The following is a 17334-nucleotide window of genomic DNA, read 5'->3' on the forward strand; positions in this document are numbered from 1 at the left end:
GATTAAAGCCCCCTGCGTCTCCCGCCTTGAGGCGGGACGGAAGGGTGGTGATCACTGATGATTGTTTTGAAAGGGAATGCAAACCTCCTGTATTTCTCGGCAACGGAGAAATAGAAAGGCGATGCACAATCAGAAGTCAGAGCGCGTTCATCAACAATAAACCTACTTTGACATTTAGATTGAATTTCTTATACTTGCACTGCTTTAGGCTAGCACTATTCAACAAAGGAGTTTCATAATGGATCGCAAAATGCTCAATCAATTGCAACAAATGCAAAAGAAGTTGATGCAAGCTCAAGAAGATTTGGGCAAAACCTTGGTCGAAGGCAGCGCTGGCGGTGGCGTAATCGAAGTTAAGATGAACGGCCACCGCGAAATTCTCAGCATCACAATCGCCCCAGAAGCAGTTGACCCCAACGAAATTGAAATGCTGCAAGACTTGCTGATGCTGGCAATCAACGATGCCTCAAAGAAGGCCGAAGAACTTTCAAACGCCAAAATGGGGCCACTCACTGGCGGCTTGAATATTCCTGGCTTATTCTAAACGGCGGCTTATCCCGACTCAGGGTGGTCGTGCGACCACCCTGTTTTAACTTAACTGTGGAGCGTGTATTGTGGCATTTGGGTACGATACGATTACACCAGAACCAGTCGCAAAATTAATTGATGAATTTAATCGCTTGCCTGGCATTGGGCCAAAATCGGCCTCGCGCTTGGTTTTTTACCTGCTCCGCGCCAAACGTGAGCAATCTGAGCGCTTGGCCAACGCGATTATGGCCATGAAAGATAGCACGATCTTTTGTAATCGCTGCTTTAACATTACGGTCGAAGACCCTTGCACAATTTGCACAAATGCCAATCGCAATGAGCGCCAAGTGTGCGTGGTCGAGGAGCCGCTCGATGTGGTGGCCTTAGAACGCACGGGCGAATTCAAAGGCCTGTATCATGTGCTGCACGGGGCAATCTCACCAGTCGAAGGCATCAATCCCGAAGATTTGCGGATTCGTGAGTTGTTGGCTCGCTTGCGGGTCGAGCCAATTGAAGAAGTGATTCTTTCGACCAATCCCAATCTTGAGGGCGATGCCACTGCGGCCTATCTGGCCCGCGAGATTATCCCTTTGGGTATTCGGGTAACGCGCTTGGCGCGGGGCTTGCCAATGGGTAGCGATCTTGAATATGCCGATGAAGTAACCTTGGGGCGAGCATTGCAGGGCCGTCGCGAAATGTAAGCCTGCCTTGCAGAGCGGGCGCGGTGTGGTATGATAGCTCAAACATCAGAACTCACTGCACAGTTTGTTGATAAGGAGCCACTATGGGGATGAAAGACATTTTGGCCAGCGCGATTGAAACCGTACCCGGCGTGAAATTGGCCGGAGTCGTGGGCACAGACGGGCTGGGCGTTGAAATGCTCCTCAACGATGTTGATGCAAACTTTAGCAAAGATATTGCTGAAGTGGAGCTGGGTGGCCTTGCTGCCGCCGCTGCGGGAGCCGCCTCGCGCTTAAAGGCTGGCCACGTCCGTGATGTCGCGGTTGAGACCGACAATGCCACCTACTTGGCATCGCAAATCATCCCCGGCTACTTTGCTGTGTTGGCAGTCAATGGCGGCGGTAATCTTGGCCGCGCCCGTTTTGCCCTCAAACAATTGGTTGTTAAGCTCCAAGATACCCTATAGAAACCACCTCACCATAAACCTCTGGCAGCCAACGCTTGGATTTCAGCCAGAGGTTTTTTTGGTTATCAAAAATAAAATCTATTGCCGTCGGGCACGGTTTTTGGCTGCACGTAATCGTTCTAAGGGGTCAGTAATCTCATCAAGATTAACGGCTTTGGGTGGTGGCCCTTGGGTTGGGGTCGGTGCTGGCATACTCGGCTTGGGCGCTGGGTCAACCTTTGTAGAAGCTGAAGGCGCTGCTTCGGGCTTGGGCTGAGCTACTGGCGGGGTATAATTGGCCCCAGGTTGATAGACTGGAGTATTTTTCGGGGTAATCGGGGCAGGCTCAGCCGCTGTTTGAGTTTGGCCCATTTTATTACGGGCACGTTGCTTGGCGGCGGCTAAATCGCCCATCGTTGGCGAAGGTGTCGCTTGACGACGACGCACTCCGGCCAAAGCTTGGCCTAATTGACCAAAGCGCAAGCGTCGCGCCGCAATATCGAGCAACAAGAAAGCCAGCGCGGCCAATAGCAAACTAAAGTGAATCGGCGTAGCTCGCGTAACCAATTCAAGTGAATGCTCAAAAACTTTGGTCGCATCGGTTAAAACGCGGCCTTGGCTGCGTTGAGCGATCGTCGCCAGCAAATTGGGGTTGGCTTGGCCTTGGCGATATTCAGGCGAATAGGGCACGATTACCCCTGCCGTTTCTTGAAACACCACTTGGCCATCGCGATTGCGTCCGCCCAATTGCAAAAAGTAGGTTCCCGCGCCAGGGCTGGCAATTCGGCCTTGATAGATGCCAGCACTCACTTCAACCAAGGTCAAGCCTGATTGCACCCCGCCATCGTTGACCACGTTGCCATCGATCATCAACCCAGTTAATGGAGCATCATTGGCATCGCGAGCATTTAAAATTATTTCCATCTCTGGGCCAACAAACGTTGTATTAATGCTAATTGTTTCATTGGAGATGACAGGTAGTGTCCAGCCAACAATTTGAGCCGCTAAGCGCTCGAATTGATCCCAGCGCACCAGATTTGCCCCCCATTTGCCTTTCATATCACTCATCCAAGCGACTGAACGACCCAAGCCATATTGCCATTGAGCCAAGAGCGGCGCATCTTCATCGGCCCACAACACCATATTGGCATTTTGCTTGGGCATCGTGCCGTTATAGCCCAGCAGTTGCGGCCAATTGGCGGTATTCAACTCGGCCATAATCACACTATCGCTACCAAGCAAAGGCAAGAAGGCTTTTTCAACAATATAGGGGGCTAGCGAAAGTTGGGCATCTTGCAGCACAATATCGGGCAACGATAATGCATCTTCAACTAAAAAATGCCGTCCACCACCAGCCACCGCCACATTATTCAAAAAGCCCACATCGCCACCATTGCCAATCGCAATCGTGCTGGTGGTAATGCCTAAACGCCGATGTTCATCGGTTAGACGCACAGCATTTTCTTGTTGCTGCGAATCCGAGCCATCAGCCAGCAAAATAATGTGGCGAATCGGGGCATTGCGGCCTTTAAGTACATTGCCAGCCGCAACCAACGAATCATGAACATTAATCCCGCCGCCGCCAGTCACGCCACGGGCGATAATCTCGCCTTGGGCAACTTCACGCTCCGAGCCAGCAACTGGCCCATATTGGTTTTGCACAGCGCTATCAAACGGCAACACGGTAATTTCATCAAAATCGCGCAGCAATTGTACTACTCGTGCCGCACCTTCAGAGGCCAAGGTTACTTTTTGGCGGCCACCAACGACTTCGCTCATACTGCCCGAGATATCAAAGATCACCGCGACGCTCACTGGCGGGTATTTTTCGCGATTGCGCAATTGCATTTCTACGGGCAGCAATTCTTCGATGGGGGTACTGGTATAGCCCCCAATGCCAAAGCTATTTTCACCGCCAAGCATCACAAAGCCACGCCCAAGATCGCGCACAAACGTTTGGAGTGCTTGCTGCGCTTCATCGGCAATCAGGCGTTCAGGCACATTCGCCAAGACAACTGCTTCGTAATCGGCTAAATCAGCGAGAGTTGTCGGAAGCCCAGTTGGACCAACCACAGTTACCTGTAATTTGGCAGCCTCTAGTGCTGGCGCAATATTTTCAGCATCGGCAGGATCGTTGGCAACGATCAGCACTTTGGGCGGGCCTTGCAAATTAACCAAAGCCGTGGCTTCATTATTTTGTTTGCGAATATCATTAGTTGGAATAATCTGGGCTGAAACTTTGTGAAAGCCCTGATCGTTCAAAACCACAGTTGAGGTATATTCCAAGGTGCCTTTGGGCAAGCTAAGGCTTGATTCGGCATATAATTGACGATCAACCAAAATCCGAATGGTAGCATCCTGAGCTTCGTTACTATCAATTTGGGCTACAATTTGTAATTCTTGGCCGATGCGGGCTTGGCCGGGCATGCGCAAAGCAGTAATTGCCACCTCAGCTCCGCCAATTTGGGCAATTTCCACCACATCGACGACAATCTGACGATCGTTGGCCAACTCAAGGGCTTTGAGCGATTGGCCGCTATTCTCGCCACCATCAGAGAGCAAAACTACCCGTTTTTGAGTATCAGCCGGAAACAGCGCAAAGCTCAGGGTCATAGCTTGTTCTAAATCTGTTCGTGCGGCGATTGGTACCGATTGAATGCGACTGAGCGTGCGTACTTCCGAGGGCAAGCGCTCGATCAAGGCATTTTGGCCAAACACAATAATCGCTGCTTGATCATCTTTGGGCATAGTTTGCAGCGCATCAGCAATAAATTGATCTTGCAAACTACGCTGATTGGGAGTGATCGAATCTGAGGTATCCACCAAAAAAATCGTGGTGAGTTGCTGCACGGGAGAGATGATTTGTGCGCCTGCCAGTGAGCCAATCAGGCTGATTAACAACAAACTGCGCAACAGCAATGAGCCAATTAACCGGCTACGTTGGAAACGCCGCCCGTTCATCCAGCCTAAGGCAATAACGGGTATAAGTAGTAATAAAAACCATAAATAGCTTGGCGCAACAAACGAAATCCCCATAGCAACACCTTTTAATCAAACTTCTCGATCAATCAATGTTGCTATGGTATCACGTTTGGCAAGCCTTGGCATTTTAGGCCTGTGCCAATTTAAGGCTTCTATATCATTGAAAGATTCATGCATTTTTTAAGGTCACCACCCATCCGCCCCGCCTCAAGGCGGGGAACGCAGGGTGTTTTCATCCCCCTGCACCCCCTAAAGCACAATCGGCGGCTCGAAGTGGAATATCGAAGCATCTCAAACTCTGGGTTTAGGAGCAATGCATAAATTTTATGATAATACAGGCACGCTTGGCAAGGGCTTGTTGCGGCGGGTAATCAGGATGCGATAGATCGTCATAAATACAACGCTCGCACCGGTGGCCCAATACCACAAACTCACCAATGGAGTGCTGGTATCAGTGCCGCTGAAAATGCCATGAGCCAAAACCATTAAAAATAGGCCAAAACTGGCGTAGTGAATCGCCCGCCAAGCGCCACGGCCAATCCAACGTTTGAGCCAAAAACTCACCGTCACCAGTGCCAAACCATACAACCCAAGCTGGCCTAAGCCAATCCACAATGGTTTATATTGGCTGCTAGCAAATGGCACAAGCAATTGTTTTAATGTGTAATTGCTATAGCCATCGCCTAGCAAAATCACCGTATGAAATAGACCAAAGCCAATCCCCAAGATACTAGCGTGCTGATGCAGATCGAGCATGGTTGGGCCGCCATTCCACAAACGCGCAACTTTACCCGTCAGCGAAAGCCCAAATAACATCGAAAGCCAGACCAAACTATAGGCCACCAAGCCACTTGAGCGCGAAAGATACCAAAAAGCTTTGGGTTGGTCACCAATCAACGAGCTGCTCAGGCCAGGAATCCAGCGCGGCATAACCAAAACTGCCGCCACAATCCCAATAATCAAGGCAATCATCAAGCTCATCAGGTTGGCGCTAACATCCTCAAGCATTTCTTCGGCGCTAGGAGTTGGCGCGTTTGGGGTAGCTTTGGCAATTGGCGTTGGTGCAGTGCTAGGCTGAGTTGTGCCAAGTGGTAAGGTTGCCACAACTTGACTTGTAACCACTGATTCGTTTTTTTGGGCGGCATTTTGGGCGCGAATCGCCGCCAACCGCGCGGCTTTGTCTTGAACCACAGGCTCGGTTGGCTCAATAGCTTGGGCTTTTTGGGCAGCATTTTTGGCGCGAATCGCCGCCAGGCGGGCGGCTTTATCAGTTTCTGAAGCACTCATCGAATTTACTCCCAACGATAACTATTAAAACGTTCGCTGCTATAGCTTTTGCCAGCGTGATCAAAGGCCAGTGCCGCAAAAGCAGGATGCTGATTAATCCAAGCCAAGCCATGTTCGATGCCCAGCAACACCACAATTTTGGCGGCAACTTCGGCTTGCACTGCGTTGGGCGCAATCACCGTGGCACTCAAAACATTGCTCGTGCTTGGTTCGCCAGTGCGTGGGTCGATGAGGTGATGTTGCCAGCGATCGCCTTTGCGCCAGCGCCGATAATCAACACCTGAGGTTGCTACACCACCAGTTGCAAACCAGATCATGGCTTCACGCTGCTGGGTGCGTGGGTTTGGCACACCGATCGCCCAAGCCAAACCATCTTGGCGCTGGCCTGCGGTTGCCAAATCGCCACCGACATCAACCAAGCAGGCCGCTTGAGTTGCCAATTGCTGAGCAGTTCGATCGGCGGCCCAACCCTTGGCAATACCACCCAAATCAAGGGCGGTATCACGGGCTAGTTGCACCAAACGACCTTGATCGCGGCGAGAAATTGCCAGCCATGCTTGTGGCTGATAGTGCCAAGCCTGTGGTTGGTTGACCGCGTTGCTCAACAATTCAAATGGGCGATCGTAGCCAGCGTGCACAAGCGCGGGCAGCAGAGTTGGCACAACTAAGCCTTTGCTCCAAGCGGCAGCATCGAGCGCCAAACCTAGCACTTCCCACAGGGTTTCGCTGACTGCCAGTGGCCGACCAGCCCGCTGATTGAGCCGCATCAATTCGCTATTTGGGCGAAAACGGCTTAGCGTTTGCTCCCAAGCCTCAAACCATTGTGGCACTGCCTCAAAATCGATTGACTGATCGCTAAGCACTGCCACTTCACAACCCATTGCCCGAAAGATCAATTCGCGCATACAGCACCTTTAACGTGATGAACGAGTGTTGCGTGATGGTGCAGCGGGAGCGGCTGGCGCTGGCGCTGGCACGGCGGTCGGTACGGGTGCAACTTGACGCGGTGCGGCTGGCTGCGGCGCTGCTTGACTGGGCACATTGCTGCTACCACCACCCGTTGCTGGCGCACTTGGCACACTTTGGTTGGGTGCACTTGGCTGGGTGCTACCGCCAGCACTATCATTGGGAATTCGAATAATTCGATGGCCATTGCGGGTCAGTGGTGCAACCGTTGGCAGCACAGGTAACTCAACTTGAGGCACTTCGGCTACCGCTACAATTGGCTCAGGCGTGGCAAGTTCGGCACTGAAATCGACCGCCTGTTGGTTGGAAAGCACTGCCCAGCCAGTGAGGGTCGCCGCAATTGCGGCAACACTCATGCTGGTATTGAGCATCAAACTGCTACGACGTTTTGGTGAATTGCTCATCGTGTTGTTTCCTTAGTTATCATCATCTTTTTTATCGTCGTCGTCTTTTTTATCATCGTCTTTGTGGTCGTCATTGTTGCCATTGTCATCGTTGCCGTTATCATCGCCACCACTATTGCTGTCACCACCATGGTCATCATTGGCATCATCGTTGCCATTGTCATCGTTGCTGCTACCAGACTCAACCTTGGCATAGACCACGCTGCCACTATAGGCATCGACATAGACCCGACTATCGTTGGCAAAACGCACTTCATAGACCAACGCGCCATGTTCTTCTTCCAGCTCGACTTTGACCACCGTGCCGCCGCCAAGGTAGGCCACTGCCGCACTCGCAGCAGTATCGGGCGAGATTGTGCTTGGAGCTGGCGCATTGGTTGGGGCTGGTACTTGAGTTGGCGGTGCAACCGCAGTATTGGCCAAAACCGCGCCAGTGTTGGCATCGATATAGACCACGCCGCGATCCAGCCGTGCTTCGTAAGCAGGTGTACCAGCATAATTAACTAACTCTGGCGTGGCCAATAAGCTGGCCCCAGGAGCAGCGGCCAAAGCCAATTGGCCAGCTCGATCGGGCGAAATGGCATATTGCGGCGCATTCGAGCGTTCAACCGGAGCTTGGGTTGGCTGAGCTGGAGCTTGCGCAACTGGTTGGGCTGCTGGCACTTGAGCAACTGGCTGTTGCGCCGGAGCAGGCTCACGCACGACAATTGGCTCTTGCAACCGGGCATTAGCTTCGTCGATCGTGCGGTTGGCTTCTTCGATCCGCTGGCTGGCTTCCAATAATTGTTGTTGATAGGCTTGATCGCTGGCCGTTGCAGTGGCCTGCGCATCACCATCGCTGATTACATTTGGTACAGTGTTATCCATCCCTGCGGCCAATTCAATTGGGCTAGGCTGAGCTAACGAACGAACCACGCCAACCACAATCGCCAAAACAAAGGTTGTCAGTACGGCGGCAAGTAAAAGTGCAAACTTGGGTTTCATCAGAGCCTCCTGTTGTTTGAATAACTGACCCAAGCATAGCAACTGTTTCTTGGAATATTCTTGACGAAGCTTGTGAATTTTCCAAGAATCTTCCAAGAATTAATTATTAGAGTAAGAGCATCACTTTTATGGTTTATCGGAGGTTGCTCATGACCGATCTAGCCCAATATCACCCATTGTTGGTTCATGCTCCATTGATGCTGTTGCCCACTGCGATTTTATTGCGCGTGTTACACTTGATTTGGCCCAAAGCTGGCTTTCGCTTAACGGCGATCGTATTGTTAGTTGCAGGCATTGGGCTGGGGATTTTATCCGAGGAAAGTGGCGAGGCAGCTGAGCATGTCGCCGAAGCACGATCGGCCAATGTTGAAGATATTCAAGCAACTGGCACAATTCCGGAAATGTTTGGCGAAGGCTCACTTTTAGAAACCCATGCCTCCTTGGCCGAAACAACCGTCATCGTCTTTATGTTGTTGCTGATTAGCGAAGCGATGTTGCTATTCCTAAGTCAACCATTGTTCGCCCGCTGGCGCGGATCTTTCAGCTTGCCAAGCGGCTTGCACAAACCCTTGGAAATTGGCTGGGTGGTCGTTGGGGTTGCCGCAATTGCCTTGGTGGTTTTAACAGGCCATTATGGTGGTAAGCTGGTCTATGAGCATGGGATTGGCGTTTCATTGAGTGCAATGCAATAAGGAACGAGCATGCGGGTGTTGCTAATTGAAGATGATCGCAAATTGGCCCGCTTGATCGAGCGAGCACTACGCGACGAACATCATCAGGTCGATGTGGCTTACGAGGGCGATAGTGGCTTGGATATGGCGCTGCATGGCATGTATGATGTAGCGGTGATCGATTGGATGCTGCCTGAGCGCGATGGCCCCAGCATTTGTCGGGCAATTCGCGCCGCCAAACTTACTACCAGCTTACTCTTATTGACCGCACGGAGCCAAATTGAAGATCGGGTTGCAGGCTTGGATAGCGGAGCCGACGATTATTTGAGCAAGCCGTTTGCCTTTGAGGAATTGTTGGCGCGAGTACGGGCTTTGGGGCGGCGCTTCAATAGCAATCTGAGCAGCGAAGAATTACGCTCAGGCGAGATTGTGCTTGATCTGCGGGCGCACACGGCGCGGCGAGCCAATCAGCAACTCGATTTAACCGCCACCGAATGGAATTTGCTCGAATGTTTGATCCGCAATAGCAACCAAGCCCTAAGTCGCCAACAATTGCTCGATTATGTCTGGTCGTATGAGCGCGATGTTCAACCGTCAATGGTTGATGTCTATATCTCGTATTTGCGGCGCAAACTTGAGCAACCAACCAAACGTGACCCAATTCAAACCGTGCGCGGGGTTGGCTATCGTTGGGTGAGCGACCATGCTTAATCGATTGCGTTGGCGCTTAACCTTAATTTATGCTTGCACAGCCTTGCTGCTGTTGGCGGCAGTTGGCGGTAGCGTTTATTGGATGACCGTGCGCTATTTTCGCTTTGCTACCGAACGGGCCTTGCTTGAACGCATGACCTTGGAATTTGAGCAATTGGCAGCGCCCTTGCCGCCCGCCCTGCAAGCCTATCGCCCCCAGCAATTGCCCGATGAACGGCCCGTTGATAATGGAACACTGGCTAGCACGTTCGTTTTTACCATCGACCAAAACGGCCAAGTCTTCAACCCAAACCCGTGGAACCCGCCAATTCAGCCTGATCAAGCGGCGATTGAGGCCGCCAAGGCTGGCAAACTTGATCTGCGCACCATCAACTTGGCTGATGGAACTCAAGTCGCTTTGTTGACTGAAAAATTGACTCGCAGCGATGGCCCAGCTTTTTTGCAAGTTGGGCGGGTGCTCAACGAGCAAGAAGCCGCCTTGAGCACCTTGTTAAAAGGCTTGGTGGCTTTATGGGCTGGAAGTGTAGTGGTTTTGGGCTGGTTTGGTTGGTGGTTGGCCGGGCGATCGTTGCGGCCAGCCCAACAAGCTTGGGAACGCCAACAAGCGTTTATCGCCAATGCCAGCCATGAACTGCGTGCTCCTCTGACCTTGATGCGAGCCAGCAGCGAAATTGCCCTGCGCGAATCGACCGACCCTGCCGAGCAACAAGAATTGCTTGAAGATATTTTGGCCGAAACCTATCACATGGCACGTTTGGTTGAAGATTTGCTGTTGCTCTCGCGGCTTGATGCTGCCAAAACCCATCTTCAGCGCGAAACGATCGATCTGGCTGAGTTATGCCAGGATGTGGCTAAGGATGCTGGACGCTTGGCACACGATGCTGGGGTGGAGGTTCGTGTGGCGCATGCCGAGGGTCAGATCAAAGTTGATCGCACCCGTTTGCGCCAAGTGTTATTAATTTTGCTGGATAACGCAATTGCCCATACGCCGCGTGGTGGGAGCGTAGTGATCCATGCTGAACGCAAGCAAACTAGCTATCAAATTAGCGTAATCGACACGGGCAAAGGCATTGAGCCTAAACATCTCAAGCATATTTTCGAGCGTTTTTATCGGGTTGATAGCGCTCGGATCGCTGGCGGACGTGGTAATGGGCTTGGTTTATCAATTGCTCAAGCGCTGATTCAAGCCCACAATGGCACGATTGAGGCCCAAAGCAACGTGGGCACTGGCACAACAATGTTGATCAACTTGCCAAAATAAGCTATCACAAAATCAAAGCCCACGCTCATAGAGCGCGGGCCAATAGGCTGATGCTGATTCATTGATCATCAACTACAGCCAAGCCACCAACACATAGTAAACCAAGGGTGCAGTGAACAGCAGCGAATCAACCCGATCGAGCAAGCCGCCATGGCCAGGAATCAGGTTGCCTGAATCTTTGACTCCGGCTTGGCGTTTTAACAACGATTCGGCCAAATCGCCCAGCGTACCACCGCCCGCCCCAATCACGCCCAAAATAATTGCTTGAACCAAGGTCAATGGCATGCCTAAAAGCGCGACAATCCCAATTCCGGCGGCAATTGAAGCAATTGTACCGCCAACAAAGCCTTCCCAGGTTTTTTTGGGGCTAAGCACTGGAGCCAATTTGTGTTTACCAAAGGTGCGGCCAGCAAAATAGGCTCCAGTATCCGAAGCCCAGGTAACGGCGAAGGTAGCGTAGATCCAAGCAGCCCCCGTTTCAATATTGAGCGAACTGAGCGGGCCGCCGTTGAGGGCTGGGCTAGTTGCGGCGCGGAGTAAGACAAAATGGCTGAGCATTGCACCAGCATAAATTGCGCTACCCAAACTAGCTGCCCAAGCGTCAAGTGCGCCCGTGCGTTCACGCCGACTAATTTCATAGATCAAACTAGCCATTGCGCCCAAGGCCACGACGGCTCCAGTTAAGTTAACCTTAGTTTGTGGTTGAGCTACAGCCGCAGCCACAAAGGCCAAACCAAGGCCAATCGCTAATGGCAAACGCGGATGATAGCCACCAGCTCGCAAAATCCGCTGAATTTCATAGATGCCGATCACGACTGCGGCGGCAATTAGGCCAGTTGTCCACCAACCGCCCAACCACACAATGATCAATACGACTGGAGCTAATACCAAAGCGCTTGCAATTCGCGTGCCCAACGTGGCCTCCTCTATGGGTTTTATAGGCTGAGAACGTTGGTTAGCATACCACGAATTAACGTCCCCAAAAATGCAACACAATATCTTGATCGAAGGTTTTTTGGCCATAATCGTGCAATATTCGCAAGATTTGTGCCCGATGATCGGTTGCATGGTTGGCAATCTGGACTAAAACCTGCCAGCGGGCCAAATTCATACCTGGCAATACATCGTCCAATTGCTCATCGCTCAATTGCTCAATATAGCTGGTTACTTGGCCGCGCATCTGATTAAATACGTCGCGCACGCTGGCAATCGTCGGATATTCCAAGGGATCAAGATGTTTTGGCCGCTCACCCGTTTGCAACCCTGTGAGCCATGCCCGTTCGACGCTGGCAATATGCACCAAATGATTGCGCAACGAGCCCTGTGAGTAGGGGTAATCGGCGCAAAATTGTTCGTCGCTCAAGCCCTCAATGCTACCCCATATCCGTTGATCAAAATCGGCATTGTAGGCAAATAAACTTTTGATAATCGTCAGTGCTTGCATTACACACCTCAACCTAAAATAATTCAGCTTCATCTTAGCATAGTTGCCCTTTTTGTGAACATATGTACGCAATTAATTTATTTTTCAGGCTCTGCTTAAAATGGAATTCGCAAAAGATCTCGCATATGGCTGCTTACCCAAAATCGTCCTTTAGGGGGTGCAGGGGGATGAAAACACCCTGCGTTCCCCGCCTTGAGGCGGGGCGGAGGGGTGGTGATCATCAAAACCTAGAAAGGCGTTAACGTTGGCCTATGCCCTAAGAAAGCATCATTCATTGGACTGATGGAAACGTTCTCGGAACGATTATAATGCGCATATTGGCATATCATGGTTTTTGCAAGCAAAGCTAGGCAGGTTATGGAGCAGCAGGACATCAACGCCAACGTGCGGCATAATGTGGTCGTGAATGTGGCCGATGGAGCATTTTTTGGGGCAGCCACGGGCATCGCCTCGTTTGTGACGGTTATTCCGCTATTTATGCATACCTTGACCGATTCGGCCACCTTGATTGGCTTGGTTTCGGCAATTCACTCGGTTGGTTGGCAGTTGCCCCAATTATTAACGGCGCGGCGGGTTGCCTCGCTACGTCGCTACAAACCCATGGTGCTGCTGATGACAATCAACGAGCGCTTGCCATTTTTTGGCTTGGCCCTGATTGCCTGGTTTGCTGCTGATTTGGGCCGCGAATTAGCCTTGTGGCTAGCATATATGTTGTTGATTTGGCAGGGCTTGGGTGGTGGCTTAACTGCGACTGCTTGGCAAACCATGATCGGCAAAATTATGCCACATCGCTGGCGTGGCACATTCTTTGGGGTCCAATCCGCCGCCGCCAATTTACTCGCCAGCATTGGCGCGGTTGCGGCGGGCGTAATTTTGGATAAACTGCCCTCGCCGATTGATTTTGTGGTCTGTTTTGGGGTTTCAGGTGTGGCGATGTTTATTTCGTGGTCGTTTTTAGCTTGGACTAAAGAACCAAGCCGCGAGCCAGAACATACTCATGGCAGCCAACGCGATTTTTGGGCCAGCATTGCCAATATTCTCAAGCGCGATCGTAATTTTCGCTGGTTTTTGGCTTCGCGCATTATCTCGCAGCTTGGCTTGATGGCAACCGCTTTTTTTACAGTGTATGCGGTGCAACGCTTTGGGCTTGATGATCAGACCGCTGGAATTATGACCGCACTCTATTTAATCATCCAAACTGTCGCCAACCCAATCATGGGCTGGCTCGGCGATCGGATTGGCTATCGGCGGGTGATGGAAGTAGGCGCACTGTTGGCCTTAGGTGCTGGCCTAGGTGCGTGGCTCGCGCCAGCTTTGGGTTGGTTTTATCTGATTTTCGCGATTGCGGGAGTTGCCAACGTCGCCTTTTGGACGATGGCTATGGCTATGACCTTGGAATTTGGCAGCCTTGCTGAACGCCCCAGCTACATTGGTTTAGCCAATACTTTGACCGCTCCAGCAACTTTAGTCGCACCGTTGATTGGCGGTTGGTTAGCCGATTCAGCAGGCTATAATTATACGTTTGCGGTGGCGGCGGCTGGTGGTTTGCTAACGTGGCTAATTCTACGCTTCGCTGTACGCGATCCACAATCTGTCACGTATAGCGAAGCTCATGCCGAGCCACAAGTAGTTGTGGTTTCGTAAGGAATTATTTTTTATCCACGAAGGACACGAAGCGCACGAAGTTTGGTTTCGTGGTTCTTCGTGTCCTTCGTGGATCAACTCATCCTCGGCGGGCTAACTCAGTGGCAATTGGCAAGGTTACCCAGAAGGTTGTGCCACGGCCAAGCGTGCTGGTGGCCCAAATTCGCCCGCCATGCAACTCGATCAAGGCCTTGGTGATTGATAAGCCTAAGCCTGTGCCGCCAATTTTGCGAGTCGTCGAGTTATCGACGCGGAAAAAACGCGTAAACAGCTTGGGCAAATCTTCTTCGGAAATACCCATACCTTGGTCGCGCACCGCAATAATCACCGAGCGCTCGTTGGGCAAGGGCGGCGCACCAGGCGGAACTTTACGCAATTCACGTACAATCAAGGCTACTTGGCCGCCATTGGGCGAATATTTGATCGCATTCGAGAGCAGGTTGGTCAAAATCTGACGCACTTTATCTTTATCGGCAAAGATTGGCGGAATGCCTTCGGGAATATCAATTAACAAACGATGCTTTTCAGACAATGTTTCGTTAAGTTGCTTGGTAATTTCACGAATAATTTGGTGCAGCGACACCACCCAACGATTCAGCTTGATCTGGCCTGCATCCAAACGCGAAAGATTCAGCAGATCATCGACCATCTTCGAGAGTTGGTTGGCCTGATCATAGACGGTTTGGACGAACTCTTGACGTTCAACTGGCTTGAATTCACGCGCTAACAGCAACTCGGTATAGCCCAAAATCGAGGTTAGCGGGGTACGCAATTCATGCGATACCACCGACACAAACTCGTTTTTCATCTTGTCGATTTCACGCTCGCGGGTCACATCTTCAATCACCACCAAGCGCCCAGTAATTTGGTGCTGAGCATCTTTAACTGGGGTTGAACGCAATTTTAAATCTTGAAGTGGTTCGCTCAAACGCAGCGCTAATTCGAGGGTTTCGTCAGGTTGAGCTTGGCATTCAGCAAAAAAATCGGTCAATTCCAAGGGATGCGACAGCCGTTTGAGCAGCAAGGGCAAAATATCCCACGGCAAATAGAGCGCAGTTTCATCGGCGGGCTGCTCAATTTGCCAAAGTTGATACCAGGCGGGATTGGTGCGTAAAATTCGGCCTTCGCCATCAGTCAAGGCCAAGCCCAGCGGCAAACTAGCCAAGGTTTGTTGCAATTGCATGCGGGCTTCGAGCAATTCGCTATAACTGGTTGCCCGTTGTAATGGCCGCGCCGCCACATCAGCCAAAGCCTGAATAAAATAAAGATCGCGGGTTGTAAAGATTGGCTCACGATTGGTCGAAAGCACCAGCACCGCCCATGCCTCGCCCTCGACCCGCACGGGCACGACGATTTCGGCTCGCACATCGGGGGTAGAAAGTTGCCATTCGCTATCGTGGGCAATATCGGTCAACAAGGCGGCCTTGCCAGTGCGTGCCACCCGCCCGACCACCCCAACATTCCAAGGCCACGATGTTCGCTCACTAATTCCAGCGGTTGGCGGGTAGCCTTGCGAGGCAATCAAACGATATTCGCCATGCTCACGATCAACCAAGTTAATCGCGCCAGCGCTGGCTTTGACGCTGTGGATGGCCCGTTGCAAGAGCGTTGTCAACAACGTTGTCACATCAGGCGCAATTTCTAAATCGTGGGTTAATGCCCGTACATCAAGCTGCTGTTCGCTGCTGGTATGATGAATCGGTCGCCCCCAGTGGGCTTCGCCGATCGCGGTGGCCAGTAAGGGCAGCAAATTGCTCAATAAGGTGCGTTCGCTGGCGCTAAATGTACCATTACGGCGGGCTTCCAACACGCCCCACAAGCGGCCTTCCCACTGAATCGGCAGCCCCAAATAACATTGCATATCGGCTTGCCATTCGCTAGCAACAATTGCGCTGGTGGTAAACGGGCTGGGTGGCAAGGCTGGAGCTGTGTGTTGATCGATCACGACTGGTTGTCGCCGCCGCACCACCTGCATCATGCGAGTGTTATCCCAAACGGCGCTGGTACGATGCAACGGCAAAACCACTTGCGGACGAGCATCAGGCTCGTTTAATAAGGTTAAGCGTAAATCAAGCTGAGGATAGCTATCCGCCAACAGCCCAAAACAATGCTGCATGCGCTGCTCAAAAGGTGTGGTTGCAAGCAAGGTTTGGGCTAGGCTACTAAATAAAGCAAGCGTTGACATAGAATCCTCAAGGCTGTAAGTTGACTCACATTTTAGTGGGCATTCGGAATTTGGTGACCCTGCTCGAACAATTCGCTAGCCGCCAAGGCCGCGCCGATAATTCCAGCGTTATTTTGCAGTGTGGCTGGAACGAGTGGCGCTTTGGTTTGCAAATACTGGCCAAATTTATCGAAGCGTTTACTGACCCCACCACCCATAATCAACAAATCGGGTGAAAAGAGTGCTTCGATGCGAGCTAAAACCTCGTTAACTTTCTCGGCCCATTTCGGCCAATCCCAGCCTTTTTCCTCGCGCACGCGATCCGAAGCGCGATGTTCAGCATCTTTGCCGCGAATTTCTAAGTGGCCCAGCTCAGTATTTGGCACCAACAAACCTTGGACGAACAAAGCGCTGCCAATGCCTGTGCCAAAGGTCAACATCATCACCACGCCGTTATGTTCTTTGCCCGCGCCATATTTCATTTCGGCCAAACCCGCCGCATCGGCATCGTTGAGCATATGAAACGGGCAACCAGTCGCTTGCTCAAACAATTGATCAGCATTTGCGCCAATCCAAGTTTGATCGACGTTGGCAGCGCTGAGGGTATAGCCATTTTTGACGATTGCCGGAAAGGTGCAACCAATCGGGCCATGCCAATTTAATTGTTGAACTAATTGCTGAACCGTTTGTGCAACTGCCTCGGGGGTTGCTGGTTGGGGCGTGCTAATGCGCAGGCGCTCGCCAATCATCGTGCCTTGGGCGACATCGACCAGCGCCCCTTTGATGCCTGAACCACCAATATCAATGCCCAAAATTGCCATTGCCCTACCTCACTACTAGCCATGAATTGCTCTATTGTACTACGCTTGCAGCGCAATACCTGCCATGGTGGATTACCAAATGCCAACAATTGGGGCGAGGATGAAAATCAAAAGGCAAAAGGCAAAGGTCAGAAGGAGGCTATTGATGCCCTCACCCCAACCCCTCTAATCCCTCTCCCACTGCGGCGAGCGAGGGGCGTTTGGTTTGGTGGTTCCCCCTCGCCTGCTGGGAGTTTAAGGGCGGACAGGTGTGCCGCATGAGGGTCCACAGAACGACCTCGGGTGGTATACTGGATGGTGCAACCCTATCCGTTAACCAACCGAGGTCGTATGCCGAGTAT

General features: G+C 51.7%; 16 protein-coding genes. 7 read left to right on the forward strand and 9 right to left on the reverse strand.

Annotated elements, in window-relative coordinates:
• Positions 1–235 precede the first annotated feature (235 nt).
• The 3 genes from DEF47_RS10050 (at position 236) to DEF47_RS10060 (ending at position 1675) form a co-directional block, all read left to right on the forward strand.
• The gene (locus tag DEF47_RS10050) at positions 236–544 is read left to right on the forward strand and encodes a YbaB/EbfC family nucleoid-associated protein (protein ID WP_353845055.1); all 309 of its coding nucleotides are present in this window, start codon (positions 236–238) and stop codon (positions 542–544) included.
• A 70-nt stretch (positions 545–614) separates the two neighbouring features.
• Positions 615–1229: a recombination mediator RecR gene (recR, locus tag DEF47_RS10055; RefSeq protein WP_012191451.1), complete on the forward strand. Its 615-nt coding sequence runs from the start codon at positions 615–617 to the stop codon at positions 1227–1229.
• An 83-nt stretch (positions 1230–1312) separates the two neighbouring features.
• Positions 1313–1675: a roadblock/LC7 domain-containing protein gene (locus DEF47_RS10060; protein ID WP_012191452.1), complete on the forward strand. Its 363-nt coding sequence runs from the start codon at positions 1313–1315 to the stop codon at positions 1673–1675.
• Between the two features lie 78 nt (positions 1676–1753).
• On the opposite strand, the gene DEF47_RS10065 is transcribed toward DEF47_RS10060, so the two are convergent.
• From DEF47_RS10065 to DEF47_RS10085, 5 genes are all read right to left on the reverse strand, one after another.
• Positions 1754–4690, reverse strand: coding sequence for a glutamine amidotransferase (locus DEF47_RS10065; protein ID WP_012191453.1), 2937 nt, complete (start codon positions 4688–4690; stop codon positions 1754–1756).
• 270 nt (positions 4691–4960) lie between these two features.
• Positions 4961–5923, reverse strand: a complete 963-nt coding sequence (locus DEF47_RS10070) for a ferric reductase-like transmembrane domain-containing protein (RefSeq protein WP_012191454.1) — start codon at positions 5921–5923, stop codon at positions 4961–4963.
• 5 nt (positions 5924–5928) lie between these two features.
• Positions 5929–6828 (reverse strand): FAD:protein FMN transferase, encoded by a 900-nt coding sequence (locus DEF47_RS10075; protein WP_012191455.1) that lies wholly within the window; start codon positions 6826–6828, stop codon positions 5929–5931.
• A gap of 9 nt (positions 6829–6837) precedes the next feature.
• Positions 6838–7293 carry a hypothetical protein gene (locus DEF47_RS10080; protein WP_012191456.1) on the reverse strand — a complete coding sequence of 152 codons (456 nt, stop codon included), beginning with the start codon at positions 7291–7293 and terminating at the stop codon, positions 6838–6840.
• 12 nt (positions 7294–7305) lie between these two features.
• A complete protein-coding gene (locus tag DEF47_RS10085; protein WP_012191457.1) occupies positions 7306–8277 on the reverse strand; it encodes a PepSY domain-containing protein in 972 nt (323 codons plus the stop codon).
• A 149-nt stretch (positions 8278–8426) separates the two neighbouring features.
• Between DEF47_RS10085 and DEF47_RS10090 the strand changes: the two genes are divergently transcribed.
• From DEF47_RS10090 to DEF47_RS10100, 3 genes are read left to right on the forward strand one after another with little or no spacing between them, the layout of a single operon-like run.
• Positions 8427–8969, forward strand: a complete 543-nt coding sequence (locus DEF47_RS10090; protein ID WP_012191458.1) for a DUF2231 domain-containing protein — start codon at positions 8427–8429, stop codon at positions 8967–8969.
• Positions 8970–8978: 9 nt separating this feature from the next.
• Positions 8979–9659: a response regulator transcription factor gene (locus DEF47_RS10095; protein ID WP_012191459.1), complete on the forward strand. Its 681-nt coding sequence runs from the start codon at positions 8979–8981 to the stop codon at positions 9657–9659.
• The gene (locus DEF47_RS10100; RefSeq protein WP_012191460.1) at positions 9652–10920 is read left to right on the forward strand and encodes a sensor histidine kinase; all 1269 of its coding nucleotides are present in this window, start codon (positions 9652–9654) and stop codon (positions 10918–10920) included. Before DEF47_RS10095 ends, DEF47_RS10100 begins: the two co-directional genes overlap by 8 nt.
• Before the next feature lie 72 nt (positions 10921–10992).
• Here DEF47_RS10100 and DEF47_RS10105 read toward each other — a convergent pair whose 3' ends face one another.
• Positions 10993–11835 (reverse strand): phosphatidate cytidylyltransferase, encoded by an 843-nt coding sequence (locus DEF47_RS10105; protein ID WP_012191461.1) that lies wholly within the window; start codon positions 11833–11835, stop codon positions 10993–10995.
• Between the two features lie 55 nt (positions 11836–11890).
• Entirely contained in the window at positions 11891–12364 is a 474-nt protein-coding gene (locus tag DEF47_RS10110; RefSeq protein WP_012191462.1) for a DinB family protein, read from the reverse strand.
• A gap of 357 nt (positions 12365–12721) precedes the next feature.
• On the opposite strand from DEF47_RS10110, the gene DEF47_RS10115 reads away from it, so the two are divergent.
• Entirely contained in the window at positions 12722–14008 is a 1287-nt protein-coding gene (locus DEF47_RS10115; RefSeq protein ID WP_041304747.1) for an MFS transporter, read from the forward strand.
• A gap of 79 nt (positions 14009–14087) precedes the next feature.
• Here DEF47_RS10115 and DEF47_RS10120 read toward each other — a convergent pair whose 3' ends face one another.
• Positions 14088–16193: an ATP-binding protein gene (locus tag DEF47_RS10120; RefSeq protein WP_012191464.1), complete on the reverse strand. Its 2106-nt coding sequence runs from the start codon at positions 16191–16193 to the stop codon at positions 14088–14090.
• A 32-nt stretch (positions 16194–16225) separates the two neighbouring features.
• Entirely contained in the window at positions 16226–16993 is a 768-nt protein-coding gene (gene ppgK, locus DEF47_RS10125) for a polyphosphate--glucose phosphotransferase (protein ID WP_012191465.1), read from the reverse strand.
• Positions 16994–17334: the final 341 nt, after the last annotated feature.

Origin of the sequence: Herpetosiphon sp. (assembly GCF_003512625.1) — a bacterium.
Classification (GTDB): domain Bacteria; phylum Chloroflexota; class Chloroflexia; order Chloroflexales; family Herpetosiphonaceae; genus Herpetosiphon; species Herpetosiphon aurantiacus.